Origin of the sequence: Flavobacterium psychrolimnae, assembly GCF_003312425.1 — a bacterium.
Lineage (GTDB): Bacteria > Bacteroidota > Bacteroidia > Flavobacteriales > Flavobacteriaceae > Flavobacterium > Flavobacterium psychrolimnae.
Window position 1 is genome coordinate 91,478 of record NZ_QNUX01000010.1, and the last position, 26,556, is coordinate 118,033.

Here is a 26,556-nt window from a genome sequence, read left to right on the forward strand (position 1 = left end):
GCCAACAGTCAACATTTTTTTAGAAAAGCTAATTTGGAATTAACCTTTCATTATTTAGAATTTTTCTAAATACAAAAGTAGTGAAATTGGAATTAATTTTTAGCAAACACTTGTTAATAAAACTTGATTTTCTCAATTCGGTATCGGTTCAAAAATGTGGTTCTTTTTCATTAAATTGCTTCAAATTAATTCTCTATGAAAAAATTCTTCAAGTTCGTTGGTTTTGCTTCTTTTATCGGAATCTTTTATGTTGGGTTCACTACTTATCCAAAACTGGATTTAATTTCTGGCTTTTCAGCCAAAAGTATCGCTTCGGGGCATTTTATTGATAATCGTTCGCAAGAAATGATTGAGAAAGGCGACAATGATATCGACATGATTGATTTGGCCAAAAACAAAATTGAAGAAGCCGGAAAGTTTGCCGTGGCTTCGGTTTATGGTTTGAAAGAACGAAAAGCAATTTACCGCGAAGGTTTGGGAGCGACTTTAATCAATGATGATTTTGATATGTCAAAACCGTATTTGGTTCCCAAAAGAACAAAGTTGAACAACAATTTACCTTTTCCATATGGAAATAAGGAGCCTAAAGACACCATTTTTGCTAATGTTGATTATACTAAATTGAATGCGGCTGTCGCCAATGCTTTCGATAAAAAAGGAGAATTGAAAAAGAGAACGCGTTCCCTATTGGTGATTTATAAGGACAAAATCATAGCCGAAAAGTATGATACCGGTTTTGATAAAAACAGCAAAATTCTAGGTTGGTCGATGACAAAAAGCATTACCAGCGCTGTATTTGGAGTTTTAGAAAAACAAAGGAAATTTGATATTGATGATCCTGCGCCGATTAAGGAATGGCAAAATGATGAACGTAAAATTATCACCACAAATGATTTGCTGCACATGAATTCCGGTTTAGAGTGGGAAGAGAAATACGATAAAATTTGTGATGCAACTCAAATGCTTTTTCAGGCCGAAGATATGTCACGCGTACAACTGGAAAAACCTTCGGCATTCAAACCCAATACGAGATGGAATTACTCCTCAGGAACGACGAATTTACTTTCAGGTATTTTGCGAAAGCAATTCAAAACACATCAAGAATATTTAGATTTTTGGTATACAGATTTAATAGATAAAATAGGAATGAACTCGATGGTAATCGAAACCGATATGGCAGGGAATTATGTGGGCTCGTCTTACGGTTGGGCTACAACACGAGATTGGTCTAAATTTGGTTTACTGTATTTACATAACGGTAATTGGAACGGGGAACAAATTTTCAATGAAGGTTGGGCAAAATATACCGCAACTCCTACCAATAGATCTGAGGGAAGATATGGCGGACATTTTTGGCTCAATGCCGGCGGACATTTTCCTGATGTTCCAACAGATATGTACTACTGCAGCGGTTTTCAGGGGCAAATGGTGGCAATTATTCCGTCACTTGATTTAGTGATTGTTCGAATGGGTTTAAAAGAAGATCCTAATTTTGATTTTAATGGTATGTTGAGAGGAATTGTAGGGAGTTTGTAGGGTGTCGAGTAATGATGTTTATAGTAAATTGTTTATGTATTTAAGTGTTGCTTAAGTACACTAATAAGTTTACTTTATTTACTTATAGTAAATATATTTGTTTACTTTTGTTATTTATAGTAAACTAATTAGTTTACTTATTATTTAATATCACTTAAAAATGAGAACAAATAAACAAATAATACTAGAACAATTAGATCAGAAATCCAGTTTGTTAGTAGAGGCAATGAAAAATCCGGTTTCTGAAAATGGTTGGGTCTTTTCTATAAGAAAAGGATTAAACATGACATTGGAACAATTAGGTAATAAACTTGGTATAAGCAAACAAGGTGTTCGAAGTATAGAGGAAAGTGAAACAAATGGTTCTATTTCGATAAAATCTTTAAAAGAAGTAGCTAAGGTTTTAGATATGCAATTAGTTTATGGTTTTGTACCTAATAAGGGTTCTTTTAGCAGCTATGTTGAAGATAAATCTAAAGAATTAGCAAAGAGAATTGTAATGAGAACTCATCAAACTATGCAATTGGAAAATCAAGGAAATAGGGAAATAATAATTCAAAAGGCTATTGAAGATTTAGCATTCGAAATCAAACAAGAAATGCGCAGAAGCTTATGGGATTAAATTTAGAGTACCAGAATGGGCAAACTCCTTTAAATGAAGAAGAGAAAGACGGGCTGTTAATAAAAACAATTGGTACTTTACAAGAATTAGATGAATTTGAACAGCTAAATATCGAAAAAGCCATTGAATGGACAATCAGAAGTAAATTTAAAACCGAAAATATATTAACTGAGAAATTTGTAAAACAAGTTCACAAAAAAATGTTTGGTGGAGTCTGGAAATGGGCTGGGAATTTCAGGAAATCGGAGAAAAACATCGGTGTATCTTGGATTAAAATTGGTATTGAACTCCATTGTTTATTAGATGATACTAAATATTGGATAGAAAATAAGACATATTCTCCAGATGAAATAGCGATTAGATTTAAACATAGGATTGTAAAAATTCATTGCTTTCCTAATGGTAATGGTCGCCACTCAAGAATTATGGCAGATATTATTATAGAAACTATTTTTGACAAGGAAATTTTTACTTGGGGCTTTAAAAATCGATTTCAAGCAGATGAAATCAGATATAATTACATTGATGCTTTAAAGGAAGCAGATAATGAAGATATTTCAAAATTGTTAGATTTTGCAAGAAAATAAAAACCGTCTTGTTTATTAAACAAGACGGTTTTTTATATTTGTTTTGAACTATATTACAAATCAAATCCCAATTTCACGCCTAATTTTGTGGCGATAATTTTGGTGATACGCTGTTTTAATTCTGGTATTTTTATGTTTTCAATAACGGCATTCGAGAACGCATACATCAATAACGCTTTGGCTTCTTTTTTAGGAATTCCACGTTGTTGCATGTAGAACATTGCTGTTTCGTCTAATTGTCCAACGGTACAACCGTGAGAACATTTTACGTCATCAGCAAAAATCTCCAATTGCGGTTTAGCATTTATTGTCGCTTTGTCGCTTAATAAAATATTGTTGCTTTTTTGGAACGCATTTGTTTTTTGAGCATCTTTTTCCACATACACTTTTCCATTGAAAACGCCCGTAGAACGATCAGCATAGATTCCTTTATAATCTTGGAAACTTTCGCAATTTGGAGTAGAATGTTTCACTAAAGTATAATGATCTACGTGTTGTTTTTCACCAATAATCGTGATTCCGTTTAACGTACTTGTCAATCGTTCCCCAAAGTGATAAAAATTCAAGTTGTTTCTTGTTAAGTTTCCTCCAAAAGAGAAGGTGTGAACCGAAACGTGGCTTTCTTTTTGTTGAGAAACGTAGGTGTTATCTATTAAATTCGCTTCAAGCGTATCGTTTTGAATTTTGTAATAATCAACGATAGCACGTTTTTGAGCAAAAATCTCGGTAACAGAATTCGTTAACACAGGATTTTCGTTTAAACTTTGATGACGCTCGATAATTTGAACATGAGAATTCTCACCAACAATCACTAAGTTTCTCGGCTGAACCAAAAGAGCTGCTTCATTACCTGTTGAGAAATACATAATCTCAATAGGTTTGTCGGCCACTTTACTTTTTGGAATGTTGATATACGCTCCTTCAATAGCGAAAGCCGTATTCAAGGAAGTCAGACTTTCGTCTTTGTTGGCAATTTGGTTAAAATAAGTATCAATAACCATTTTGTATTTTGGTTTGGTCAATGCCGATGACATCAAGCAAACATCAATTCCTTCGTGTGTGGTTGACGATAAATGCGAACTGAAAACACCATCAATAAACACCACTTTATAGGTGTCTATTTCGTGTAAAAAGTATTTTTTTACGTGGTTGAATTCAACTGCGTTTTCTTGCTTTGGAAAAACGGTAAAGTCATTTTTTAAGATGGCGTTTAGCGAAGTGTATTTCCAAGCTTCGTCTTTTTTGGTTGGGAAACCTTTATTTTCAAAGTTTTTTATGGCGGCAGTTCTCACGTCATGAAGTTCAGAATGAACATCCACACGCTCTTCGAAAGCCATAAAAGACGATAGTAATTTTTCTTTTAATTCCATTTTAATTTAAGTCTTAAAGTCGAAAGTCGAAAGTCGAAAGACTTTGGATTGTCAACGTAACGTTATTTATGTGTCTTTAATCTGAAAGTATTTAAAGTTATATCGAGGTTACCTCTTTATGACTTTAGACTTTATGACTTTGGACTCAGATATTTAATAAAACCACCTAACAATTTTGATATTTCTGTTACTGATTCTAAAAGTTTTTCAAATTCTTCTTTAGTAATATAATCCAAATCAAATGCTAAATATAATTGAGAACGAACTTCTCCAGCGGAAGCTTTTGCAACATATAAAAAGTAAATAAACTCTTTGTCAGTATTTCTCTCAAAACCTTCAGCAATATTTGATGATATAGAAATTGAAGCCCGTCTAATTTGCCTAATGAAATCAAAGTCTTTCTTGAAATTTGTATTTTCAGTAATTAGGTAAATTCTTTTATTAAAAACTCTTGCTTTTTGCCAAGAATTAATTTCTTCGAAAGAATTAAATTTCCCCATTACTTTTTTCTTTTGACTTTATGACCTTCGACTTTAGACTATTTTAATTTTAAGCTTCTTGTTCTTGTTTAATCCAATCGTATCCTTTTTCTTCCAGTTCGTGCGCTAGTTCTTTTCCGCCGGATTTTACAATTTTCCCGTTGTAAAGTACGTGAACAAAATCAGGAACGATATAATCTAATAAACGTTGGTAATGCGTAATTACCACGATGGCATTTTTGTCGCTTTTTAGTTTATTAACACCATTAGCAACAATTCGTAACGCATCAATATCAAGTCCAGAATCGGTTTCATCAAGAATAGCCAATTTTGGTTCTAGCATTGCCATTTGGAAAATTTCGTTACGTTTTTTCTCTCCACCAGAAAAACCTTCGTTTAGAGAACGAGACAAAAATTTACGGTCGATTTCTAATAATTCTGATTTCTCACGAATCACTTTTAGCATTTCGTTTGCAGGCATTTCTTCCTGACCGTTTGCTTTGCGTGTTTCGTTGATAGCAGTTCTCATGAAGTTGGTAACTGAAACTCCCGGAATTTCCACTGGATATTGGAACGAAAGAAAAACACCTTTGTGTGCTCTTTCTTCTGGTGCCAATTCGGATAGGTCTTCTCCGTCTAAAGAGATTTCACCTTCGGTTACTTCGTAGTTTTCGTTTCCTGCAATGATAGACGCAAGGGTACTTTTTCCAGCACCGTTTGGTCCCATAATCGCGTGAATTTCTCCTGCTTTTACTTCAAGGTTAATTCCTTTTAATATTTCTTTATCACCTATCGAGGCGTGTAAATTTTTTATTGATAACATGTTTCTATTTTTAAACCATTAAGGTATTAAGATTCATTAAGTTTTGTTTTGTAATCAGAGATTACCCTACACTTCCTTCTAACGAAATTTCTAATAATTTTTGTGCTTCTACGGCGAATTCCATTGGTAACTTATTCAATACATCTTTACTGAAACCGTTTACGATTAAAGCAATAGCTTTTTCGGTTGGAATTCCACGTTGGTTGCAATAGAAAACTTGGTCTTCGCCAATTTTACTTGTCGTAGCTTCATGTTCTATTTTTGCCGATGGATTTTTACTTTCGATGTAAGGGAAGGTATGCGCGCCACAATTGTTCCCCATTAATAAGGAATCACATTGTGAAAAGTTTCGGGCGTTATCTGCGTTTGGCGAAATTCTTACCAAACCACGGTAACTGTTTTGTGACCTTCCAGCAGAAATTCCTTTAGAAATAATAGTCGATTTAGTGTTTTTACCTAAATGGACCATTTTGGTTCCCGTATCGGCTTGTTGGAAATTATTGGTTACCGCAATCGAATAAAATTCTCCTGTTGAATTGTCTCCTTTTAAAATAACAGAAGGATATTTCCAAGTAATGGCAGAACCAGTCTCTACTTGTGTCCAAGAAATTTTTGCATTTTTCTCGCAAATTCCTCTTTTAGTCACAAAATTATAAACACCACCTTTTCCTTCTTTGTTTCCAGGATACCAGTTTTGTACGGTTGAATATTTGATTTCGGCATCGTCCAAAGCGATTAGTTCTACTACAGCAGCGTGTAGTTGATTTTCATCACGACTAGGAGCCGTACAACCTTCAAGGTAAGAAACATAACTACCTTCGTCAGCAACTAATAATGTTCTTTCGAATTGTCCTGTTCCTGCCTGATTGATTCTGAAATAAGTTGAAAGTTCCATTGGGCAACGAACGCCTTTTGGAATATAACAGAAAGATCCATCAGAGAAAACTGCTGAATTTAGCGCCGCATAAAAGTTGTCTTTTTGCGGTACAACTGTTCCTAAATATTTACGTACTAATTCTGGATGCTCTTTGATGGCTTCAGAAATACTCATGAAGATAATTCCTTTTTCGCCTAATGTTTTCTTGAATGTAGTCGCTACTGAAACTGAATCCACAACGATATCCATCGCTACATTATTCATCATTTTTTGCTCATCGACAGAGATACCTAACTTTTTGTACATTTCTAAAAGTTCCGGATCTACATCGTCCAATGTTTTATTGGGATCTACCGCTTTGGGAGCTGAATAATAGGAAATCGCCTGAAAATCAGGTTTAGTGTAATGCACATTTGCCCATTCTGGTTCTGTCATTTGCTCCCAAGCGCGAAAAGCCTCCAGACGCCAATCGGTCATCCATTGTGGCTCTCCTTTTTTGTGCGAAATAGCGCGAACGATATCTTCATTTAAACCAATAGGAAACGTTTCTGATTCCAATTCGGTGTAAAATCCGTATTCGTATTCTTTAGTTTCGAGTTCGATTTTTAAGTCGTCTTCTGTATATTTTGACATAATTTTATTTTTTAAAACCACTAAGACTTAATTGGCTTAATTTCTTAATGGTTTAAATCTTTTGTTATTGGTTATAATGAAAATGATTCCCCACAACCACATGTTCTATTGGCATTAGGATTATTGAAAACAAATCCTTTCCCATTAATTCCTCCTGAGAATTCTAATATTGTCCCGGCTAAGTACAGAAAAGATTTTTTTTCAACAGCGATAGTGATATCGTTGTCTACAAAAATTTTATCGTCGTCGCTTTTTGTTTTATCAAATTTTAAATCATAAGACAATCCAGAACATCCGCCGCTTTTTACACCCACTCTTACGTAGTCGATTGCAGCGTCAAAACCATCATCTTGCATTAAATCGATGATTTTTTTTCTTGCTGTGTCAGAAACTTTTATCATAGCTTATATTGATTTTGTCTAAATTAAGGACAAAGATAGTGTATAAAATGCTTTTTCCATAATTGATAACATTTTTATAACCAATGTAAAAATAGAAAAAAGCTATTTGAAACAGTAAAAAGCATTTGAATTCCCTAACTTTGAGACCTCTCAAAAAACAGAAAAACCATGAAACTATATCCCATAGAAACCGGAAATTTTAAATTGGATGGCGGCGCTATGTTTGGCGTGGTGCCAAAAACCATTTGGAACAAAACCAATCCAGCCGATGAAAATAACCTGATTGATATTGCGGCACGCTGTTTATTAATTGAAGATGGCAACCGATTGATTTTGATTGATACGGGAATGGGAAACAAGCAATCCGAGAAATTTTTTGGGTATTACTCGCTTTGGGGAACACATTCCATGGATAAATCGTTGGCTAAATATGGTTTCCATCGCGATGATGTTACCGATATTTTTATGACGCATTTGCATTTTGACCATTGCGGTGGAAGCGTACAATGGAACGCTGACAAAACAGGATACGAACCGGCTTTTAAAAATGCGAAATTCTGGTCTAATGAAAATCACTGGGAATGGGCAACAAAGCCGAATCCAAGAGAAAAAGCATCGTTTTTATCCGAAAATATTTTACCGATGCAGGAAAGCGGACAGCTCAATTTCATACAAAGACCCGAAGGAGATTTTTTAGAAAAATCGGAACTGGGTTTTGGCATCTTCTTTGCTGATGGACATACAGAAAAGCAAATGATTCCGCACATTCAATATAAGGACAAGACCATCGTTTTTTGCGCTGATTTATTGGCGACAGCCGGACATATTCCAATTCCGTATGTGATGGGATATGATACCAGACCTTTATTGACCATGCCAGAAAAAGAAAAATTCATGAATGCCGCTGCTGATAACAATTATTATTTGTTCTTGGAACATGACGCACATAATGAAATCATAACCGTACAAAAAACGGAGAAAGGCGTTCGCTTGGCAGAAGTTTTCACCTGCGAACAAATCTTAACATAGTGTTAATCATAACGCCTTTTGTAACAAAAAAAATTATTTTAGACAAATATTTCAAATTAACAAAAACATTTTAGATGAATACCATTAAACCTATTTACATTTCTGCTTTTGCACTTTTAGCATTAGTAGGATGTGGCGCTTCAAAACAAGTTTCAAATGCTTCTAATTCTGGACTGGTTGCCATCAGCGCTCCTTTGAACATCACTAAAAAATCGCCTATTACTGAAAACGATTTAAAGCGTTGGAGTCATTTAGATATTGTATCCGATACTATTCCTGGAATGAGTGTTGATAAGGCTTACGCCGAATTATTAAAAGGTAAAACTGGCGTTCCAGTTATTGTTGGGATTGTAGATTCTGGTGTGGATATTGAGCACGAGGATTTGAAATCAGTGCTTTGGACCAATACGAAAGAAATTGCCGGAAACGGAATTGATGATGACAAAAACGGATATATCGATGATATTCACGGATGGAATTTTCTTGGAGACAGTACCAAAGAAAATTTGGAATACGAAAGAATCATCAAAGACAAAACTTTAGTTGATGACGCTACATATCAATCGGCGAAAGCATTAAATGATAAAAAAGTGGCTGATGCAGCTACAGGAAAAATGCGTTCAGAGCAAATGCTAGAAACTATCGCTGCAGGTGATGCTATTTTAGTAAAGCATTTTGGCAAACCGGTTTATACAATTGAAGAGGTAAATGCAATTGTTTCGCAAGAACCGGCAACACAAAAAAGTAAAGCGGCTATGCAACAAATGCTTTCTTATGGATTGCCAGTAGCGGAACTAAAAGTGGCTGTTCAAAAACAATTAGACGGTCAAATTGCGCTTATCAATGGTGATCATTTAAAAACAGATTACCGTAAAGTAGTTGGTGATAATCCAAATGATATTACCGATACTAAATACGGAAACAATAATGTGATGGGTCCAGACAAGAACGAAATTCTTCATGGAACTCACGTTGCCGGAATTGTTGCTCAAAGCAGAAACAATGTCTTAGGTGGAGATGGTGTTGCTAATAACGTTCAAATCCTTACCGTTCGTGCAGTACCAGACGGTGATGAGTACGATAAAGATATTGCACTTGGAATTCGTTATGCTGTTGATAATGGTGCCAAAGTAATCAACGGAAGTTTTGGAAAAAGTTTCTCTCCACACAAGCAATGGGTTTATGATGCTATAAAATATGCTGAGAAAAAAGATGTATTAATCGTTCACGCAGCGGGTAACGATGCAAAAGACATTGACTTCGCTGAAAATTTCCCTAACGATTCTGAAGATAAAGTAACTGAGTTTGCTGATAATTTAATCACAATTGGTGCTTTGAATTTTGAATATGGAAATAAAGTTGTGGCTCGTTTTTCTAACATTGGAAAAATCAATGTAGACGTTTTTGCTCCTGGAGTAAAAATCTATGCTACTACGCCAAACAATAACTATCAGTACCTACAAGGAACTTCAATGGCTGCGCCAAATGCTGCCGGAGTTGCTGCATTGATTCGTTCGTATTACCCAAAATTATCAGCTCAACAAGTGAAACATATTTTGATGGATTCAGGAGTTGCTATTACAACTGATGTTGTTGTAGGCGGAAAAGCAAATGATACTCGTCCTTTTAGTGCTTTATCGCAATCAGGAAAAATAGTAAATGCTTACAACGCATTACTTATGGCAGAAAAAATGTCTAAAAAATAACAGTTCAAATATTCATCAATGGAAGGCCAATTTGTCCTTCCATTTTTATTTTTAACCTATATGAAAAAACTACTTTTACTATCTTTTCTTACTTTAAGTTTTGGAAGTCTATTGGCTCAAAACACTTCGTATTGGCAGCAACATGCCGATTACAAAATGGACGTAACAATGGATGTCAAAAATTATGAATACAAAGGCAAGCAAGAGTTGGTTTATACCAATAATTCTCCTGATACTTTAAGAAAAGTATATTACCACCTTTATAATAACGCATTTCAACCCGGAAGTGAGATGGATGCTAGAATCCAAAGTATTAGAGATCCGGACGCAAGAATGGTCACTAAGATAAAAGTGGGCGAGAATGAATGGAAACAAAGTCGAATCAAAACCTTGAAACCTAACGAAACGGGGTATTTGAATATTACTAATTTTACACAAGATGGTGTTAGCGCTACCGTAGAAGCAGTTGGTACGATTTTGGAAGTTACTTTGGCTAAGCCAATATTGCCAAATTCTAAAACCACTTTTAAGTTGGATTTTGACGGTCAGGTTCCACTTCAAATTCGTCGTTCCGGAAGAAATAATGCTGAAGGAGTAGAATTATCAATGGCGCAATGGTACCCAAAAATTGCCGAATTTGATTTTGAAGGATGGCATGCAGATCCATATATCGCCAGAGAATTTCATGGTGTTTGGGGAAATTTCGATGTGAATATCACCATTGATGCAGCATACGTTTTAGGCGGTACGGGTTATTTGCAAAACAAAAACGAAATAGGTCACGGATATCAGGATCCAGGCGTTGTGGTAACACTTCCTAAAGGAACTAAAACACTGACTTGGCATTTTAATGCACCAATGGTTCATGATTTTACTTGGGCAGCTGACAAAGAGTACATTCACGATGTAGTGAAAGGGCCTAATAATGTCGACTTGCATTTCTTGTACAAAAACAATCCAAAATTCATTGAAAACTGGAAAAACTTACAGCCAAAAACTGCTCAGTTAATGGCGTTTTATAATAAAACAGTTGGAGATTATCCGTACAAACAATACTCTGTAATTCAAGGTGGCGATGGCGGAATGGAATATGCCATGTGTACTTTAATTTTAGGACAAGGAAGTTTTGAAGGTTTATTAGGTGTAACCGCTCACGAAATGGCGCACTCTTGGTTCCAGCATGTATTGGCTTCCAATGAATCAAAACACGGTTGGATGGACGAAGGTTTCACTTCATTTCTAGAAGATTTAGGAATGAATGAAATTGCAGATAAAAAAGTAGAAAACCCATTTAAGGGAGCGTATGCCGGATATTTTTCAATGGTAAATTCAGGTAAGGAATTGCCACAAACTACACATGCAGATCGTTTTGACGAAAACAGAGTCTACAGCATCACTTCGTATAGCAAAGGAGAACTTTTCCTGACACAATTAATGTATTTGATAGGGAAAGAAAATCTGATGAAAACTTTAAAAAAGTATTACAGCGATTTTAAATTTAAACATCCTACGCCAAATGATATCAAAAGATCTGCCGAAAGAATTACGGGAGCAAATCTGGATTGGTATTTGACGGATTGGACACAAACCACAAACACTATTGATTACGGTATTAGAGAACCAAGAGATATTGGTGAAAAAACGATTGTAACATTAGAAAGAATAGGCAGGATGCCAATGCCAATTGATTTGTTAGTGGAGTATACAGATGGAACAATGGAGAGTTTTTACATTCCATTGCGCATGATGAGTTTCGAAAAAGAAAATCCGAATCCAACTATAAAAAGAACGGTTTTAGGCGATTGGGCTTGGGCCTATCCTACAATGGAATTCATGATTGCAAAACCAAAAAGCGCCATTATGAAAATAACCATTGATCCAAGTGGCTTAATGGCTGACATCAAGAAAGAAAACAATACTTACGAATTAAAGTAATATTTAAAAGCTTGAATGAACATGCCCCAAAAAGTTAGTCACTATTTGGGGCATTTTTTATGCAGTTTAACGATATATTGGCCTTGGGAAATTACCTTCTAAATTTAAAATATTCTGATAAAGTATGTTTTTTGTTTTTCAACATTTCAGAAACGAGTTCCATTCCAATAACTGAAAATGTGATGCCATTTCCGCCAAAGCCCAAAACAAAATAGGCGCTTGGAAAATTGGGGTGTTTGCCAATGTAAGGTAAGCCGTCTTTGGTCTCGCCAAAAGTACCCGCCCAAACAAAATCCATTCTGAAATCATAATCAGGTAAAATTTTCTTTAGATATTTAGTCAATTTATCGGACTTTTCGTTAAGTAAGGAATCTCTTTTTGCAGCGTCTACAAAATCTTCATCCTCGCCGCCAATAAGCAATCGATTATCATCCGTGGTTCGCATATATATGTAAGGCTCCGCTGTATTCCAAAAAAGAGTGTCGTTAAGATGCGATTGATCATCCTCAAACCGTTCTCCCACAATGGCGTAAGTAGAAAGTAATTTTACAAACTTGTCTTTAATGATTTCGGTACTTTCAAAACCGTTGCAGTAGATTATTTTTTTGGCAGTGATGGTAGTTCCATGTTCGGTTAGAACGGTGACGCCATTTTGTTTGTAAGTAACTTTTTTGATATCGGTTTTATCAAAAATCTGTAATCCTTTTTCGTGATTGTACGCTAGAATATCGTGAGCTAATTGGAATGCATCAATACTGCCGCCTTGTTCTGACAAGATTCCGCCATGCGAATGTTTGATGTGAAATTTTTTATCAATTTCATCGGCTTCGAGCCATTTTACAGGCATTCCAATTTTTTTTCGAGCTTCGAATTCTTTTTTTAACCAACTAACATCTTTCTTTAATGCGGCAAAATAAAGCGATTCTTTTTTCTTGAAACCACAATCTGATTTTACTTGTTGCACTATTTTCTTCAAATCATCAATCGATTTATAGCATGCCCAATAACTGTTAACGGCAGCTTTTTCGCCAATCAAATCTATAAGTTGGTGCAAAGGAACGTCAATCTCATATTGTAACATGGATGTCGTAGCCGATGTACTTCCGTGACCTATTTCTCTGCGATCAATCAGCATGGTTTTGTAACCATCCGCCATACATTGATGAGCTATAAGACTGCCAGTTATTCCACCGCCTACAATTAGAATTTCTGTGTCCAGATTTTCTCTTAATGACGGATACGAGTTGATGATTCCGTTTTTTACCAACCAAAAAGGTTCACTTGATTTTAGTTTCATGGCGCTGCGGTTTTTATCAAATTTAGTAAAAATATTTTTTGCACGATAATTAAGAAAAAAACAAAACCTATTATAAAAGTATAGAATGGTTATGTCCTTCTGAATTTTTTAATTAGTTATCAAGTGTTTCTTTGTTGGAAAAACAATAATTGCACTAAATAACTTAATATAAATTTAGTTATTGAATAAGAAAGGTATTTTAAATTAAAAATGTATCCTTGCTATTATTTCTGAATTAATAGATTTAGGTACATTTTATTCGTAAAAAGACAGCTATTAATAACAGAAATTTTTATAACGGACCTTCAAATTGTAACTAATCATGAAAAAAATAATTTGTTTATTGCTATTTTGTATATCATTTTCTACGGTGGGACAATCCAAAGAAAGTGATTTCTTCAAATTTTACAAAGGCGGGACTAAATATATGAAACCCGTGAAATATGTTCTTTTTGATACTACTTCAGGAGACACTAAAAAAGAAGTTGCTAATAAAATCTATTTTTACATGGGAGGAGAAACTTTTATTTTTGATGTCAAGATCAATAAAATGGATACTTGCTTACTTGACAAATTAAAATTCACCGTCGATAAATCAGAAGATTTACAACAAAAGGCGTATCAGTTTTACAAGGAAAAAAAGCAAATAGAGGAAAGAAAAATGAAGTTAAAAAATCCAATACTGTATCCGGTAACTGATTTTAGTGCATACTTTAAAATTTATGTATTAGAAAAAACTCATAAAAATACGCTTTTAAAATATGAAGTAGATTGGATATATTCTTCCTTTTAAAAACGAAGGATACTTGTGGATTTTAGCATGCTATTTAAAGATTAAGTATAGCTTGATCCTAATAAAACCAAAAAAAGTCTAATGTAAGAATTAGACTTTTTTTGGTTATGTTTTTAAGGGAACTATCTCAAATGCTCCAGCATATCTGTAGTCATGCTTTCCAAATCAAATTCATGTTTCCATCCCCAGTCCTTTCTAGCTTCAGCATCATCAATACTCGCAGGCCAGCTGTCGGCTATTTTTTGACGGAAGTCCGGCTCATAAGTAATGGTAAATTCAGGAATATGTTTCTTGATTTCGGCAGCAATCTCCGTTGGCGTAAAGCTCATTGCAGCTAAATTGTACGAAGAATGAATTTTTATTTGGTCAGCCGGCGCTTGCATTATTTGGATGGTCGCAGCAATAGCATCATCCATGTACATCATTGGCATTTTAGTTTCTGAGGATAAAAAACATTCGTATTTTTTGTCCGAAAGTGCTTTGTGAAAAATATCCACTGCATAATCTGTAGTTCCACCACCAGGAGGCGATGACCAGCTGATTAAACCCGGATAACGGATGCTTCTTACATCTACACCAAAAATATTATGATAGTATTCACACCATCTTTCGCCGGCTTGTTTGCTGATTCCGTACACCGTTGAAGGTTCCATAATCGTGTATTGAGGCGTGTTTTCTTTGGGAGTTGTTGGTCCAAAAACCGCAATACTCGAAGGCCAGAATATTTTTTTTATTTTTCCGGCTTTCGCCAAATTCAAAACGTGAAACAACGAATTCATATTCAAGTCCCAAGCAAATGCAGGGTTTTTCTCGGCTGTTGCCGATAACAATGCAGCCATCAAATATACTTCGTCGATTTGGTGTACTTCGACCAAATGTTCAATTTGATTAAAATCTAAAGCGTTCACGACTTCAAATGGACCGGAATTCACCACATCAATATTTAGCTTTCGGATATCCGAAGCAATTACATTTTCGGTTCCGTATATTTTTCGCAACTTTTGCGTAAGCTCTGTTCCTATTTGGCCGCAAGCGCCAATAATCAATATTTTTGTACTCATTTTTGTCTGTTTTGAAAAACAAAGATAACGTTTTCGCAAATAACATAACTTTGATGAAAATGATTATAAAAATCTTAAAATAGTATTTAAAAACATGTTTATTTTCTTAAATTTTCATGTTTTTAAGCATAAAAATCAGTCTGGCAATATTAGATTGTTATTCCAATACTGGAATTCATTATTGTAAATTTACTTTGTAACTTTGCACCTAAATTAATGGAAATTTTTAAAGGGTCATAATTGCTTCTTTTTTAAAAAATTACAACTGTATTTGAATTACTTTCATCCATTAAAAAATGATAAATTGACGCACATGAAATATAAAATAGCCGTTTTCTTCTCTCTGGTTTTTGTTTTGTTCTCTTGTAAAAATGACAATCAAAAACGAATTGCGGAAAACAAAAAAGAGATACAAAAAAGAGAAATCATATTTGCAAACATACAGAAAGGTTGGGTTTTATACGATGAACCAGTAACCGAAGCGGGTGAAAAAAGTATTGCATCTTGGAACGAATGGCGTATGTTTTTGGCTGAATTAGCACAAAAGCCTAAAAAAACGATTGGAGCTTTTCAGCAAAAATCGAAAGCGCTTTCGAAAAAAGCAATGGCTTTGAACGATAATATTCCTTACGAATACAACAAGCCTCAAATAAAAAGTAGGATTTCGACTTTGATTACTAAAGTACGATTGTTGGATTTATTCATTCATTTGGATAATATTCCAGATAAGAAAGTCACTTTATTAGTGTCGGAAATCAACTTGGAATTGGTTTCGCTACAAAGACAAATGGACAAAATTGTGGAGAAAAGTAAAATTCCAGTTGAAGAAGGAGAATCTGATTTATTGAAAATGATGGATACTTCAAGAGCCATTCCTAACACACCAGTCATCGATCCAAATATACCACGCGTTGAGTAAAAAAATCTTATACAACACCTACGATAATTCGCCAAAAACCCAGCAAATAGTTGCTCGTTTATTAGAAAACAATCAAGTAAAAATGCAGCTGTCGGGACTTTTGGGTTCTGCAGTTTCGTTTGTAATTCGTTCTGTATTTAAACAATCGGAGCTTCCTTTTTTAGTTATTTTAAACAATAAAGAAGAAGCGGCGTACTACTTGAACGATTTAGAACAGATGATTGGGGAGCAAGATGTCCTATTTTATCCCGGTTCATTTCGTCGCCCGTACGAAATCGAAGATACGGATAACGCGAATGTTTTGCTTCGCGCCGAAGTGTTAAACCGAATCAATTCCCGCAAGAAACCGGCCATTATTGTTACCTATCCCGAAGCGCTTTTCGAGAAAGTAGTAACCCGAAAAGAATTGGACAAAAACACGTTGAAAGTTGCTGTTGGGGATAAGATTTCCATCGACTTTATCAATGAAGTTTTGTTCGAATACGAATTCAAAAGAGTTGATTTCATTACGGAACCCGGAGAATTTTCGGTTCGTGGAGGAATTGTCGATGTGTTTTCATTTTCGAATGATAATCCGTATCGAATTGAGTTTTTTGGAGACGAAGTCGAGAGCATCCGTACGTTTGATGTTGCGACGCAATTGTCTATTGAAACACAAAAAAAGATTACAATAATCCCAAATGTGGAAAACAAAGTTTTTCAGGAAAACCGAGAAAGTTTCTTAGATTATATTTCGGAGAAAACAGTGATTTTCATTCAAAATACCGAAGATTTTTTATTGCAATTGGATAAACAATTTGGCAAAGCCGAAGAAGCTTTCGCAAAATTGTCGCAGGAAATAAAGCGGTCTTCGCCAGAACAATTGTTTTTGAATCAAGAAGCATTTATAAAAAGAGCGTTGGATTTTTCGATTGTAGAATTGAGTTCAAAACCTATTTTTAGAATCACCAAAAAATTCGAATTTCACATTCAGCCACAACCATCGTTTAACAAACAGTTTGATTTGTTGCTGAATAATCTGAATGAAAATCATTTCAACGGTTACAAGAATTATTTGTTTTGTTCGAATGATGCCCAAGCCAAACGATTTCATGATATTTTTGAAACGCTGGATGAAGCGAATTCTGAAAATATCCGCAAGCAATACAACACCATTGTTTTGCCTTTGTACCAAGGATTTATTGATGAAGAAAACCAAATAACCTGTTACACTGACCATCAGATTTTTGAACGCTACCATAAATTCAGCATCAAAAACGGCTATTCGAAAAAGCAGAATATTACTTTAAAAGAACTGACGACACTTTCGGTTGGGGATTATGTGACGCACATTGATCACGGAATTGGACGTTTTGGAGGATTGCAAAAAATACAAGTCGAAGGCAAAACGCAAGAAGCCATCAAGCTCGTTTATGCCGATAATGATATTGTGTATGTGAGTATTCATTCGCTGCACAAAATTTCAAAATACAACGGAAAAGACGGAACACCGCCCAAAATTTACAAATTAGGTTCGAATGCTTGGAAAATTTTAAAACAAAAAACAAAGGCACGGGTCAAACATATTGCATTCAACCTGATTCAGTTGTATGCTAAAAGAAGACTCGAAAAAGGATTCCAGTTTGCGCCCGACAGTTATTTGCAAAATGAACTGGAAAGTTCTTTTATTTACGAAGATACGCCGGACCAAACCAAATCAACGGCAGAGGTAAAAGCTGATATGGAAAGCGACCGTCCGATGGATCGCTTGGTTTGTGGTGATGTAGGTTTCGGGAAAACCGAAGTTGCCATTCGTGCGGCTTTCAAGGCTGTGGATAACAGCAAACAAGTTGCGATTTTGGTTCCTACAACCATTTTGGCCTACCAACATTATCGAACTTTTACAGAACGATTGAAAGATATGCCCGTTTCTGTTGGTTATTTAAACCGTTTTAGAACGGCCAAACAAAAAGCGGAAACTTTAAAACAATTGGCCGAAGGAAAACTGGATATTGTTATAGGAACCCATCAATTGGTTAATAAAAATGTAGTTTTCAAAGACCTTGGATTGCTGATTGTGGATGAGGAGCAAAAATTTGGTGTTAACGTAAAAGACAAACTCAAAACCATTGCGGCGAATGTTGATACGCTAACTTTAACAGCGACGCCAATCCCGAGAACTTTGCAGTTTTCACTAATGGCTGCACGCGATTTATCAGTTATTACAACGCCTCCGCCCAATCGTTATCCTATTGAGACGAATGTGGTTGGTTTTAGTGAAGAGATGATTCGGGATGCGATTTCGTATGAAATCCAGCGTAACGGACAGGTTTTTTTCGTCAATAATCGAATAGAAAATATCAAGGAAGTAGCCGGAATGATTCAGCGTTTGGTCCCAAATGCCAGAGTTGGAATTGGTCACGGCCAAATGGACGGGAAGAAACTGGAGGAATTGATGTTGGCTTTCATGAATGGAGAATTTGACGTTTTGGTGGCTACAACCATCATCGAAAGCGGATTAGATGTTCCGAATGCGAATACGATTTTCATCAACAATGCGAATAATTTCGGGTTGTCTGATTTGCATCAAATGCGAGGTCGAGTAGGGCGAAGCAACAAGAAAGCATTCTGTTATTTTATTTGTCCACCATATTCTGCGATGACCGATGACGCCAGAAAACGAATTCAGGCATTGGAACAGTTCAGTGAATTGGGTAGCGGATTTAATATTGCGATGAAGGATTTAGAGATTCGTGGTGCCGGAGATTTATTGGGTGGCGAGCAAAGTGGTTTCATCAATGAAATAGGTTTTGATACCTACCAAAAAATCATGAACGAGGCCATCGATGAATTAAAAGAAAACGAATTCAAGGATTTGTATCCGGAGGAAAATAATCTGGAAACTAAAGAATACGTCAAAGACCTGCAAATCGATACTGATTTTGAGTTATTGTTTTCTGATGAATACATCAATAATGTTTCGGAGCGATTGAGTTTGTACAATGAATTAGGCGCAGTCAAAAACGAAGAAGAACTGATTGTTTTCCAAAATAAATTGATTGACCGTTTTGGTCCAATGCCGCCACGAGCCAAAGCATTAATGAACAGTATTCGTATCAAATGGATTGCGACTCGTATTGGAATCGAAAAATTAGTGATGAAACAAGGTAAGATGATTGGGTATTTCATTTCGGATCAACAATCCGATTATTACCAATCTAATCGTTTTCATAAAGTACTGCAGTTTGTACAAAAACATCCTAATTTATGCAAAATGAAAGAAAAGCAAACGCCGGCTGGATTACGACTTTTGTTGACTTTTGACAATGTGAAGAATACCAGAACTGCTTTGGAATTAATGGAGAAGTTGGGTGGGGAATAAGAAATTTTTAAATGGGATTCTATTTTGCACTTAATTCAATTTTTTTTATCAAAACGAAATATTTTTAAGATTAATTTCTTTTTTAATATTTGAAAATGAAATAGTTAGTTAAATTTTAGGATTTGTTTTTTTAACACAATCAAAAAAGATAACTTTGTTATACTAAAATTTTAAGTTATGAATTTAGCCACCAGAAAATATAATTTTATTCAAGAGTTGACTACAATAGACGAAAGTTTATTGGAAAAACTTGAAATTATTTTAAAAACTAGCAAAAAAGATTGGTTCACTGATTTGAATTCAGATGAAAAACTTGAAATTGAAATCGGTTTAAAACAAGCAGAAAATGATGAATTTATTAGTCACGAAACTGTAATGAATAGATTTTCTAAATGGCGTTAAAGATCAAATGGACGCCACAAGCCGATAACGGTTTAGCAATTGTTATTGAATATTTAGAAGCAGAATGGACTTTTAGAGAAATTTTGCAATTGGAAGAAAATATCAACCAAGTTACCAATCAGATTAGTCTTTTCCCTAACTTACATCCAAAATCTGAAACCTATAAAAATCTTCACAAAGCAATAATAGATAAAAATAACTACTTTGTTTACCGAGTAAATTATAAAAAATCAAGTATTGAAATAATTAATTTTAGAGGAACTAAACAAAAACCGAAATATTAGAAAACTAATCTAATTCTTCAAATCTTTAATCACTTTAAAAGCCACATCTACTTGTTCTTCGCTCACTAAAATGGTAAACTCATTAGAAGTCGAAATTACTTCATTGATGATGATTCCTTCCCAAGCCAAACGCTGAAAAATGAAATAGTAAATTCCAGGAACGACAATGTTTTCTTTGGGTAATTTTACTGTAATCGAAGCCAGGTTATCTAGTTTTTGAATCAGTTTTTCAGTAGCAAAATGCTTGTCTACTAAATGATTTATACTGTTGCTAACCACAATATTCGTTTCATTCACTCCTCTAGATGAAGTGTAAAAAATATCCGGTAGCGTATTGATATCTGTAATTAAATCGGCTTGTTTATTCAAAACGGTGTCGGATGCAGCAAAAGTATAATCGGTCAAAGCCGAACGAACGGTGATTTCTCCGATATTTTTGATGACTTTGTTAATCTTATGGTTCAACCTGAAATCCAGTTCTTCTGTTAGTCTTTTTAAAGCCATAACAACTGCACCTTGTTTTACTTCCTTGCCAAATTCACTTTCTAATTCAGTCATTATGTTTCGGGATAATGAGGTCAGATTGATGATACCTAATGATAATGCATTTAGTAAAAAAGGCTTTGTTTTGATGTAGTTTTCTACAATGGAAGAAACAGTTTTCATGATGTAATTTTTTTTAGTTGGTTGTTATATACGCGTAGTTAGTGTGTAAATAGGACGCAAATATAAATAAAAAACAATTTGTTACAAATATAACATCAAGAAAAAACGGTTAAAAGTGATAAAAAGCATCGATAAGGTGCTCAATTACAAAAGATTTCCCTTCTTTATGGATGGCTATTATGTCAAAACGAACTTCAATATCCAAATTTCTTTCGTTGACAAAAGCGTCCACGGCCTTTACAAGAAGCTGAATTTTTTTTGGTTTTACAAAATCTTGTGGCAAGCCAAATTCTAATGAGGAACGGGTTTTGACTTCAACTATGGCAAGTGTATTTCCTTTTTGGGCAATAATGTCTATTTCGGCTTTTTGGAAGGTCCAGTTGGTTTGCAAAATCGTGTAGCCGTCTTTCTGTAGAAATTCGACAGCCATTTCTTCTCCAAGTTTTCCGAGCTCATTATGTTCCGCCATTGAAAAATTTTGTTTTAAGTTTAAGGTTTCAAGTTTTTAAACTTCTGTAATCAAATATCAAATTGCCTTTATTCAAAAACCAGCGTACTGCATTTTTCATTGACATCGATAGTCACATTATTCCCTAAAATCAATGCTCTATTGTCTTGAATATGTCCGGCAGGGAAATTGTACAGGACAGGAATATTGTATTTTTTGGTAACATCTTCAATAATTTCTATGGCGTTTTTTCCCCACGGAATGTCATTATCTTTCATTTTTGTCATGGAACCCACAACAATTCCTTTGATACTTTCCAGACACCCATTTCGTTTTAAATTCATCATCATGCGGTCAATATGATACAAATATTCGTCTAAATCTTCTATAAACAAGATTTTATCAGTACAATCAATCGCGGATGGGGAACCGAACAAACTGTATAGAATCGATAAATTTCCGCCCACTAATTCTCCGGTAGCTTTTCCGGGTCTGTTCATCAGGAATGGATCTATTTCGTACGATAGTTTTTCGCCAAATAACGCAATTCGTAAGGTTTCTATGGCTTGAGGAGTTGCTCTAGGAGCGGTTATTGGCATGATTCCGTGAATGGATTTGTAACCCATTGTATTCAAATGATTGTGTAAAACGGTCACATCACTGAAACCAACAATCCATTTTGGATTTTTTTTAAACGCAGTAAAATCCAATAAATCAATCATTCGTACAGTTCCGTATCCGCCTTTTACACACCAGATTGCTTTGATGTTTGGATTGTCTAATTGCTGCTGAAAATCGGCTGCACGTTGTTCGTCGGTTCCGGCTAATTGGTCATTATCTAAACCTATTGTACTTCCAATGACTACTTCCAAACCCCAACTTTTCAATAAAGCAATAGCGGGTTTCAGGTTGTCATCTGTATTTTTTCTGGCTGTTGCCAAAATTGCTACGGTATCTCCTTTTTGTAAACTTGGCGGTGTAATCATGTTGTATTGGGCTTGGCTGTTGAAAGATTGTAAAACAAAAATAAGCAATAGAAATTGATATAAAACAGGACGGCGTGGTGTAAAAGTTAATCGGTTTTTGTTCATGCTTTAATGCTTTTCTGAAAAAATTCTAGTGGTAAAGTTTTTAAATGATAAAAACAAAGATAGACAATTAGAAAATAATTCTAAGTTCAGGTTCAAATGACTATTTTTACAATAGCCAGATTCTAAAATAGAATCTAATTAACGACTGGAAATAAATAATACTTATGAGAATTACGCACTGGGTTCCTATTCTTTTTTTATTTTTTTCGATAGCTAAATCTACTGCACAACAGAAAAAATACGTCATTCACACCGTTGCGTTTTATAATTTTGAAAACCTTTTTGATACCATAAATGATCCGGATACTTTTGATGAAGAATGGACGCCAACGGGTTTGCAGCGATGGACTTATGATAAATATGAAAAGAAATTGGGGAATTTAGCCCGCATATTATTCGAAATTGGTTCAGCTGAAAATACTGATTCGCCTACGTTTATTGGCGGATGCGAAATAGAAAACCGAGGTGTTTTGGAGGATTTAGTCAAACAACCTAAATTAATCGAGAAAGATTACGGAATCATCCATTTTGATTCGCCGGACAAAAGAGGAATCGATGTGGCGCTTTTGTATCAGAAAAATAAATTTCAGCCTACGAGTTACAGTAATATTCCGTTGTATATTTATAAACAAGGAAGCACTGCGAACGAAAATTCCAAAGCCAGTTCAGAAGAAAAAACAGATGACGAATTGCAAATAAGCACCAAAAATTATCGGGTTTATACACGAGATCAGCTTTTGGTAACTGGATTTCTCGATGGTGAGGAAATCAATATAATCGTCAATCACTGGCCGTCACGTTCTGGCGGCGAGAAAAAATCTAGTCCATTTCGCGAGGCCGCCGGCGCATTAAACCGAAAAATAATAGACTCTTTACAACGGATAAATCCAAACGCAAAAGTGATTACGTTGGGTGATTTGAATGACGGACCGTATAATAAAAGCGTCAGAATTGGGCTTGGCGCCAAAGCAAAAAAGGCAGATGTGCTTCCGTTTGGAATTTACAATCCATTCGAAGAAATGGCCAAAAAGGGATTTGGAACCATCGCATTTCGGGATGCTTGGGATATTTTTGACCAAATAATGGTTTCCGAAACCTTACTGCTAACGGATTATTCGAGCTTTCGATATTGGAAAGCAGGAATTTACAACAAGTCATTTTTGATACAAAACAGCGGACAATACAAAGGCTATCCGTTGCGACATTCCACCACCGAAATAGGATTTAGTGACCATTTTCCCGTCTATATTTATTTGATTAAGGAAAAAAAATAACCATTTATTATTTCATAAATTTACATTTAAAATAAAAATCATGGCAATAGCAAAACCTTTCAACCTTAATAAATGGATTGACGAAAACCGTCATCTGCTCAAACCGCCCGTTGGTAACAAGAATTTATACACAGAATCCGGAGATTATATCGTTATGGTGGTTGCGGGTCCAAATGCCCGAAAAGACTATCATTACAACGAAACCGAAGAATTGTTTTACCAACTCGAAGGCTCCATAAAAGTCATTGTTCAAGACGACGGAGAGCGCAAAGAAATGGAATTGCATCCCGGCGATATGTATCTTAATCCAGCTAAAATTCCGCATTCTCCAGTTCGTTCCGAAGGTTCTATTGGACTTGTCATCGAACGAAAAAGAGCCGGACAAGGATTTACAGACGGCTTGCTTTGGTTTTGCGATACTTGTAATCATAAGCTTCACGAAGTCTATTTTGAATTGCATAATATCGAGAAAGATTTCTTGCCTCATTTCGAACATTTCTACAATTCGGAACACTTGAGAACTTGCGAAAAATGCGGAACTGTAATGGAAACGGACCCTCGATTTGTTGCCAAAAAATAATTTTCAGGAGCTCATCCTGATAGAAGCGGCATCCTTTATAGGTCTCGTAAAAAACGAGACCTATAAAGGATGCCGCTTCTATCAGGGCTAAAAAATGAAAATATAAGTAGTAACGTTTACTATTTAACCTTAAATCAATATATTTGTAAAAAAATATAACAATTTTTAATAAAAAAGTTACAATGATAACAATAGCAGATCAATTCGGAATGAAGGAAGCATTGGCGCAATTGGGTGTAAAAGCCATAAATGAAGGAACATCAACCGGGATAAACCATTTTTCAAATGGGGAAATTCTTGAAAGTTATTCACCAGTTGACGGTCAGCTAATAGGTACTGTAAAAACAACTACGGCTGCTGATTATGAAAAAGTAATGCAAACCGCTACCGAAGCTTTTAAAACATTCAAAATGATGCCTGCGCCACAACGTGGTGAAATCGTGCGTCAGTTTGGTGAAAAATTGCGAAAAAATAAAGAAGCTTTAGGCAAGTTAGTTTCCTATGAAATGGGGAAATCATTGCAAGAAGGATATGGTGAAGTTCAGGAAATGATAGACATTTGTGATTTTGCAGTGGGATTATCGCGTCAATTACACGGATTAACAATGCACTCCGAACGTCCAGGACACAGAATGTATGAGCAATACCACCCAATGGGAGTTGTGGGAATCATTTCGGCTTTCAATTTTCCAGTTGCCGTTTGGGCTTGGAACACGGCTTTAGCTTGGATTTGTGGCGATGTTTGTGTTTGGAAACCATCTGAAAAAACACCACTTTGTGGAATTGCCTGTCAAAATATTATAGCCGAAGTAATTAAAGAAAATAACCTTCCGGAAGGAATTTCATGTTTGATAAATGGAGATTACAAAGTGGGTGAAATGATGACTAACGACAAGCGTGTGCCATTGATTTCTGCAACGGGTTCTACTCGTATGGGGAAAATTGTTGCGCAAGCAGTTGCAGGTCGTCTTGGAAAATCATTATTGGAATTAGGCGGAAATAACGCCATCATTGTAACTCCGGATGCTGATATCAAAATGACGGTTATTGGTGCTGTTTTTGGTGCGGTAGGAACGGCAGGACAACGTTGTACATCAACACGTCGTTTGATTATTCACGAAAGTATTTATGATAAAGTTAAAGATGCAATTGTATCGGCTTACAAACAATTACGTATTGGAAATCCTTTGGACGAAAACAATCATGTAGGTCCTGTAATTGATAAGCATGCTGTGGAAATGTACAATAAAGCATTAGAAAAAGTTGTTGCTGAAGGCGGGAAAATCCTCGTTGAAGGCGGCGTGCTTTCTGGTGAAGGATTTGAAAGTGGTTGCTACGTAAAACCAGCAATTGCAGAAGCTGAAAATTCTTTCGAAATCGTGCAACACGAAACTTTTGCACCTGTTTTATATTTATTGAAATATTCAGGAACTGTGGAGAATGCTATCGCAATTCAAAACGGAGTGGCGCAAGGATTATCATCTGCTATTATGACAAACAATTTGCGTGAAGCAGAACTTTTCCTATCCGTAGTAGGTTCTGATTGTGGAATTGCAAATGTAAACATAGGAACTTCCGGTGCAGAAATTGGTGGTGCTTTTGGTGGTGAAAAAGAAACTGGTGGAGGAAGAGAATCAGGTTCTGATGCTTGGAAAGTATATATGAGAAGACAAACGAATACGATTAATTATACTACAAGTTTGCCATTGGCACAAGGAATCAAATTCGATTTGTAGCAACAAAATATAATAAACTAAAAAAGGCAATTTGAATAGTTCAAATTGCCTTTTTTTATTTCAAATTCTTTGTAAACTTTCAGGATAATCTTTCTACAAATTGAAAGAAGCACCAATATTAAACGTGAATTGGTTGTTCAACTTATCAAAACCTATTGGATTTGTTTTATAACTGGCAATTGGAATTCCAGCTTCGGTGAAAACACCAAAACCTTCGGTAAAGAAATAACGGAAACCTAAATGCGCACCAAAATTTCTTAGTCCCAAATCCAATCCTGGATAAATATCCATTTTTGGATCTAATTCAAAAACATTTCCCAAGTTTGCATTGAAACGTGCTTTAACATCTATTCTATCGCCAAAATCAGGTTTGTTTCCTAAATCATCTTTAGAAACAGACAACAAATAAGAGGTAACAAATCCGAAAGACATGTTTTCTCCAAGACCAAAATCAGAAGAAACACGAATTCCTGATCCTCCGTTTTGGAAGTTAGCTCCAACATCAAATTTAACGTCGCCTTTTCCTTTGAAAGCCTGAGCATTGATCAAACCAACAGTCAATAGTAATATTAATGTAATAATCTTTTTCATATGAAGATAAAATTTGTTTTTTATTGGAATATGGAATTTGCATATCTTGATTGGT

25 protein-coding genes are annotated in these 26,556 nt (G+C 35.3%); 14 read left to right on the forward strand and 11 right to left on the reverse strand.

Annotated elements, in window-relative coordinates; all coding sequences use genetic code 11:
- Positions 1–195 precede the first annotated feature (195 nt).
- The 3 genes from DR980_RS11430 (at position 196) to DR980_RS11440 (ending at position 2,745) form a co-directional block, all read left to right on the forward strand.
- Positions 196–1,536: a serine hydrolase domain-containing protein gene (locus DR980_RS11430; protein ID WP_113636257.1), complete on the forward strand. Its 1,341-nt coding sequence runs from the start codon at positions 196–198 to the stop codon at positions 1,534–1,536.
- A gap of 160 nt (positions 1,537–1,696) precedes the next feature.
- The gene (locus DR980_RS11435) at positions 1,697–2,158 is read left to right on the forward strand and encodes a helix-turn-helix domain-containing protein (RefSeq protein ID WP_113636259.1); all 462 of its coding nucleotides are present in this window, start codon (positions 1,697–1,699) and stop codon (positions 2,156–2,158) included.
- Positions 2,149–2,745, forward strand: a complete 597-nt coding sequence (locus DR980_RS11440) for a mobile mystery protein B (RefSeq protein ID WP_113636261.1) — start codon at positions 2,149–2,151, stop codon at positions 2,743–2,745. The genes DR980_RS11435 and DR980_RS11440 overlap by 10 nt, the downstream gene beginning before the upstream one ends.
- Before the next feature lie 53 nt (positions 2,746–2,798).
- Here DR980_RS11440 and sufD read toward each other — a convergent pair whose 3' ends face one another.
- The 5 genes from sufD to DR980_RS11465 form a co-directional block, all read right to left on the reverse strand.
- On the reverse strand, positions 2,799–4,115 hold the full coding sequence (gene sufD, locus DR980_RS11445) for a Fe-S cluster assembly protein SufD (RefSeq protein WP_113636263.1): 1,317 nt from the start codon (positions 4,113–4,115) through the stop codon (positions 2,799–2,801).
- A gap of 131 nt (positions 4,116–4,246) precedes the next feature.
- Entirely contained in the window at positions 4,247–4,615 is a 369-nt protein-coding gene (locus tag DR980_RS11450; RefSeq protein WP_113636265.1) for a four helix bundle protein, read from the reverse strand.
- A 49-nt stretch (positions 4,616–4,664) separates the two neighbouring features.
- Positions 4,665–5,417, reverse strand: a complete 753-nt coding sequence (sufC, locus tag DR980_RS11455; RefSeq protein ID WP_099714056.1) for a Fe-S cluster assembly ATPase SufC — start codon at positions 5,415–5,417, stop codon at positions 4,665–4,667.
- Between the two features lie 61 nt (positions 5,418–5,478).
- Entirely contained in the window at positions 5,479–6,927 is a 1,449-nt protein-coding gene (gene sufB / locus DR980_RS11460) for a Fe-S cluster assembly protein SufB (protein ID WP_113636267.1), read from the reverse strand.
- A 71-nt stretch (positions 6,928–6,998) separates the two neighbouring features.
- Positions 6,999–7,328: a HesB/IscA family protein gene (locus DR980_RS11465; RefSeq protein ID WP_113636269.1), complete on the reverse strand. Its 330-nt coding sequence runs from the start codon at positions 7,326–7,328 to the stop codon at positions 6,999–7,001.
- A 168-nt stretch (positions 7,329–7,496) separates the two neighbouring features.
- On the opposite strand from DR980_RS11465, the gene DR980_RS11470 reads away from it, so the two are divergent.
- From DR980_RS11470 to DR980_RS11480, 3 genes are all read left to right on the forward strand, one after another.
- Positions 7,497–8,357, forward strand: a complete 861-nt coding sequence (locus DR980_RS11470) for an MBL fold metallo-hydrolase (protein ID WP_113636271.1) — start codon at positions 7,497–7,499, stop codon at positions 8,355–8,357.
- Positions 8,358–8,431: 74 nt separating this feature from the next.
- Entirely contained in the window at positions 8,432–10,063 is a 1,632-nt protein-coding gene (locus tag DR980_RS11475; protein ID WP_113636273.1) for a S8 family peptidase, read from the forward strand.
- A gap of 60 nt (positions 10,064–10,123) precedes the next feature.
- On the forward strand, positions 10,124–11,998 hold the full coding sequence (locus DR980_RS11480) for a M1 family metallopeptidase (protein WP_113636275.1): 1,875 nt from the start codon (positions 10,124–10,126) through the stop codon (positions 11,996–11,998).
- 91 nt (positions 11,999–12,089) lie between these two features.
- On the opposite strand, the gene DR980_RS11485 is transcribed toward DR980_RS11480, so the two are convergent.
- Positions 12,090–13,295: an NAD(P)/FAD-dependent oxidoreductase gene (locus DR980_RS11485; protein WP_113636277.1), complete on the reverse strand. Its 1,206-nt coding sequence runs from the start codon at positions 13,293–13,295 to the stop codon at positions 12,090–12,092.
- 322 nt (positions 13,296–13,617) lie between these two features.
- On the opposite strand from DR980_RS11485, the gene DR980_RS11490 reads away from it, so the two are divergent.
- Positions 13,618–14,088, forward strand: a complete 471-nt coding sequence (locus DR980_RS11490; protein WP_113636279.1) for a hypothetical protein — start codon at positions 13,618–13,620, stop codon at positions 14,086–14,088.
- 122 nt (positions 14,089–14,210) lie between these two features.
- On the opposite strand, the gene DR980_RS11495 is transcribed toward DR980_RS11490, so the two are convergent.
- Positions 14,211–15,149 carry an L-threonine 3-dehydrogenase gene (locus DR980_RS11495; protein WP_113636281.1) on the reverse strand — a complete coding sequence of 313 codons (939 nt, stop codon included), beginning with the start codon at positions 15,147–15,149 and terminating at the stop codon, positions 14,211–14,213.
- Positions 15,150–15,462: 313 nt separating this feature from the next.
- Here DR980_RS11495 and DR980_RS11500 point away from each other — a divergent pair, with 313 nt between their 5' ends.
- The 4 genes from DR980_RS11500 to DR980_RS11515 all read left to right on the forward strand — a co-directional run bounded on the left by DR980_RS11500 (position 15,463) and on the right by DR980_RS11515 (position 20,115).
- Entirely contained in the window at positions 15,463–16,068 is a 606-nt protein-coding gene (locus tag DR980_RS11500; protein ID WP_113636366.1) for a hypothetical protein, read from the forward strand.
- On the forward strand, positions 16,061–19,429 hold the full coding sequence (gene mfd, locus DR980_RS11505; protein ID WP_113636284.1) for a transcription-repair coupling factor: 3,369 nt from the start codon (positions 16,061–16,063) through the stop codon (positions 19,427–19,429). Before DR980_RS11500 ends, mfd begins: the two co-directional genes overlap by 8 nt.
- Positions 19,430–19,606: 177 nt before the next feature.
- Entirely contained in the window at positions 19,607–19,831 is a 225-nt protein-coding gene (locus DR980_RS11510) for a hypothetical protein (protein ID WP_113636286.1), read from the forward strand.
- Positions 19,822–20,115, forward strand: a complete 294-nt coding sequence (locus DR980_RS11515) for a type II toxin-antitoxin system RelE/ParE family toxin (protein ID WP_113636288.1) — start codon at positions 19,822–19,824, stop codon at positions 20,113–20,115. The genes DR980_RS11510 and DR980_RS11515 overlap by 10 nt, the downstream gene beginning before the upstream one ends.
- A 9-nt stretch (positions 20,116–20,124) precedes the next feature.
- Here DR980_RS11515 and DR980_RS11520 read toward each other — a convergent pair whose 3' ends face one another.
- The 3 genes from DR980_RS11520 to DR980_RS11530 all read right to left on the reverse strand — a co-directional run bounded on the left by DR980_RS11520 (position 20,125) and on the right by DR980_RS11530 (position 22,320).
- The gene (locus tag DR980_RS11520) at positions 20,125–20,781 is read right to left on the reverse strand and encodes an aspartate kinase (RefSeq protein WP_073354429.1); all 657 of its coding nucleotides are present in this window, start codon (positions 20,779–20,781) and stop codon (positions 20,125–20,127) included.
- Positions 20,782–20,890: 109 nt separating this feature from the next.
- A complete protein-coding gene (locus DR980_RS11525) occupies positions 20,891–21,250 on the reverse strand; it encodes a YraN family protein (RefSeq protein ID WP_113636289.1) in 360 nt (119 codons plus the stop codon).
- A gap of 68 nt (positions 21,251–21,318) precedes the next feature.
- Entirely contained in the window at positions 21,319–22,320 is a 1,002-nt protein-coding gene (locus DR980_RS11530; protein ID WP_113636291.1) for a S66 peptidase family protein, read from the reverse strand.
- A 164-nt stretch (positions 22,321–22,484) separates the two neighbouring features.
- Between DR980_RS11530 and DR980_RS11535 the strand changes: the two genes are divergently transcribed.
- From DR980_RS11535 to amaB, 3 genes are all read left to right on the forward strand, one after another.
- Positions 22,485–23,594 (forward strand): endonuclease/exonuclease/phosphatase family protein, encoded by a 1,110-nt coding sequence (locus DR980_RS11535; RefSeq protein WP_113636293.1) that lies wholly within the window; start codon positions 22,485–22,487, stop codon positions 23,592–23,594.
- A 40-nt stretch (positions 23,595–23,634) separates the two neighbouring features.
- A complete protein-coding gene (locus tag DR980_RS11540) occupies positions 23,635–24,174 on the forward strand; it encodes a 3-hydroxyanthranilate 3,4-dioxygenase (RefSeq protein WP_113636295.1) in 540 nt (179 codons plus the stop codon).
- Between the two features lie 182 nt (positions 24,175–24,356).
- Positions 24,357–25,910 (forward strand): L-piperidine-6-carboxylate dehydrogenase, encoded by a 1,554-nt coding sequence (gene amaB, locus DR980_RS11545; RefSeq protein ID WP_113636297.1) that lies wholly within the window; start codon positions 24,357–24,359, stop codon positions 25,908–25,910.
- A gap of 93 nt (positions 25,911–26,003) precedes the next feature.
- Here the strand turns inward: amaB and DR980_RS11550 are convergent, their stop codons facing one another.
- The gene (locus tag DR980_RS11550) at positions 26,004–26,501 is read right to left on the reverse strand and encodes a DUF6646 family protein (protein ID WP_113636368.1); all 498 of its coding nucleotides are present in this window, start codon (positions 26,499–26,501) and stop codon (positions 26,004–26,006) included.
- Between the last annotated feature and the right edge of the window lie 55 nt (positions 26,502–26,556).

Excerpts from the sequence above, each read along its gene's own strand:
- DR980_RS11435 (WP_113636259.1), top strand. The coding sequence starts at position 1,697 with ATGAGAACAAATAAACAAATAATACTAGAACAATTAGATCAGAAATCC.
- DR980_RS11515 (WP_113636288.1), top strand. The coding sequence starts at position 19,822 with ATGGCGTTAAAGATCAAATGGACGCCACAAGCCGATAACGGTTTAGCA.
- DR980_RS11480 (WP_113636275.1), top strand. The coding sequence starts at position 10,124 with ATGAAAAAACTACTTTTACTATCTTTTCTTACTTTAAGTTTTGGAAGT.
- DR980_RS11485 (WP_113636277.1), bottom strand. The coding sequence starts at position 13,295 with ATGAAACTAAAATCAAGTGAACCTTTTTGGTTGGTAAAAAACGGAATC.
- DR980_RS11490 (WP_113636279.1), top strand. The coding sequence starts at position 13,618 with ATGAAAAAAATAATTTGTTTATTGCTATTTTGTATATCATTTTCTACG.
- sufB (WP_113636267.1), bottom strand. The coding sequence starts at position 6,927 with ATGTCAAAATATACAGAAGACGACTTAAAAATCGAACTCGAAACTAAA.
- sufD (WP_113636263.1), bottom strand. The coding sequence starts at position 4,115 with ATGGAATTAAAAGAAAAATTACTATCGTCTTTTATGGCTTTCGAAGAG.
- DR980_RS11450 (WP_113636265.1), bottom strand. The coding sequence starts at position 4,615 with ATGGGGAAATTTAATTCTTTCGAAGAAATTAATTCTTGGCAAAAAGCA.
- DR980_RS11540 (WP_113636295.1), top strand. The coding sequence starts at position 23,635 with ATGGCAATAGCAAAACCTTTCAACCTTAATAAATGGATTGACGAAAAC.
- DR980_RS11495 (WP_113636281.1), bottom strand. The coding sequence starts at position 15,149 with ATGAGTACAAAAATATTGATTATTGGCGCTTGCGGCCAAATAGGAACA.
- amaB (WP_113636297.1), top strand. The coding sequence starts at position 24,357 with ATGATAACAATAGCAGATCAATTCGGAATGAAGGAAGCATTGGCGCAA.
- DR980_RS11475 (WP_113636273.1), top strand. The coding sequence starts at position 8,432 with ATGAATACCATTAAACCTATTTACATTTCTGCTTTTGCACTTTTAGCA.
- DR980_RS11470 (WP_113636271.1), top strand. The coding sequence starts at position 7,497 with ATGAAACTATATCCCATAGAAACCGGAAATTTTAAATTGGATGGCGGC.
- sufC (WP_099714056.1), bottom strand. The coding sequence starts at position 5,417 with ATGTTATCAATAAAAAATTTACACGCCTCGATAGGTGATAAAGAAATA.
- DR980_RS11535 (WP_113636293.1), top strand. The coding sequence starts at position 22,485 with ATGAGAATTACGCACTGGGTTCCTATTCTTTTTTTATTTTTTTCGATA.
- DR980_RS11440 (WP_113636261.1), top strand. The coding sequence starts at position 2,149 with ATGGGATTAAATTTAGAGTACCAGAATGGGCAAACTCCTTTAAATGAA.
- DR980_RS11430 (WP_113636257.1), top strand. The coding sequence starts at position 196 with ATGAAAAAATTCTTCAAGTTCGTTGGTTTTGCTTCTTTTATCGGAATC.
- DR980_RS11500 (WP_113636366.1), top strand. The coding sequence starts at position 15,463 with ATGAAATATAAAATAGCCGTTTTCTTCTCTCTGGTTTTTGTTTTGTTC.
- DR980_RS11510 (WP_113636286.1), top strand. The coding sequence starts at position 19,607 with ATGAATTTAGCCACCAGAAAATATAATTTTATTCAAGAGTTGACTACA.
- DR980_RS11525 (WP_113636289.1), bottom strand. The coding sequence starts at position 21,250 with ATGGCGGAACATAATGAGCTCGGAAAACTTGGAGAAGAAATGGCTGTC.
- DR980_RS11530 (WP_113636291.1), bottom strand. The coding sequence starts at position 22,320 with ATGAACAAAAACCGATTAACTTTTACACCACGCCGTCCTGTTTTATAT.
- DR980_RS11550 (WP_113636368.1), bottom strand. The coding sequence starts at position 26,501 with ATGAAAAAGATTATTACATTAATATTACTATTGACTGTTGGTTTGATC.
- DR980_RS11520 (WP_073354429.1), bottom strand. The coding sequence starts at position 20,781 with ATGAAAACTGTTTCTTCCATTGTAGAAAACTACATCAAAACAAAGCCT.
- DR980_RS11465 (WP_113636269.1), bottom strand. The coding sequence starts at position 7,328 with ATGATAAAAGTTTCTGACACAGCAAGAAAAAAAATCATCGATTTAATG.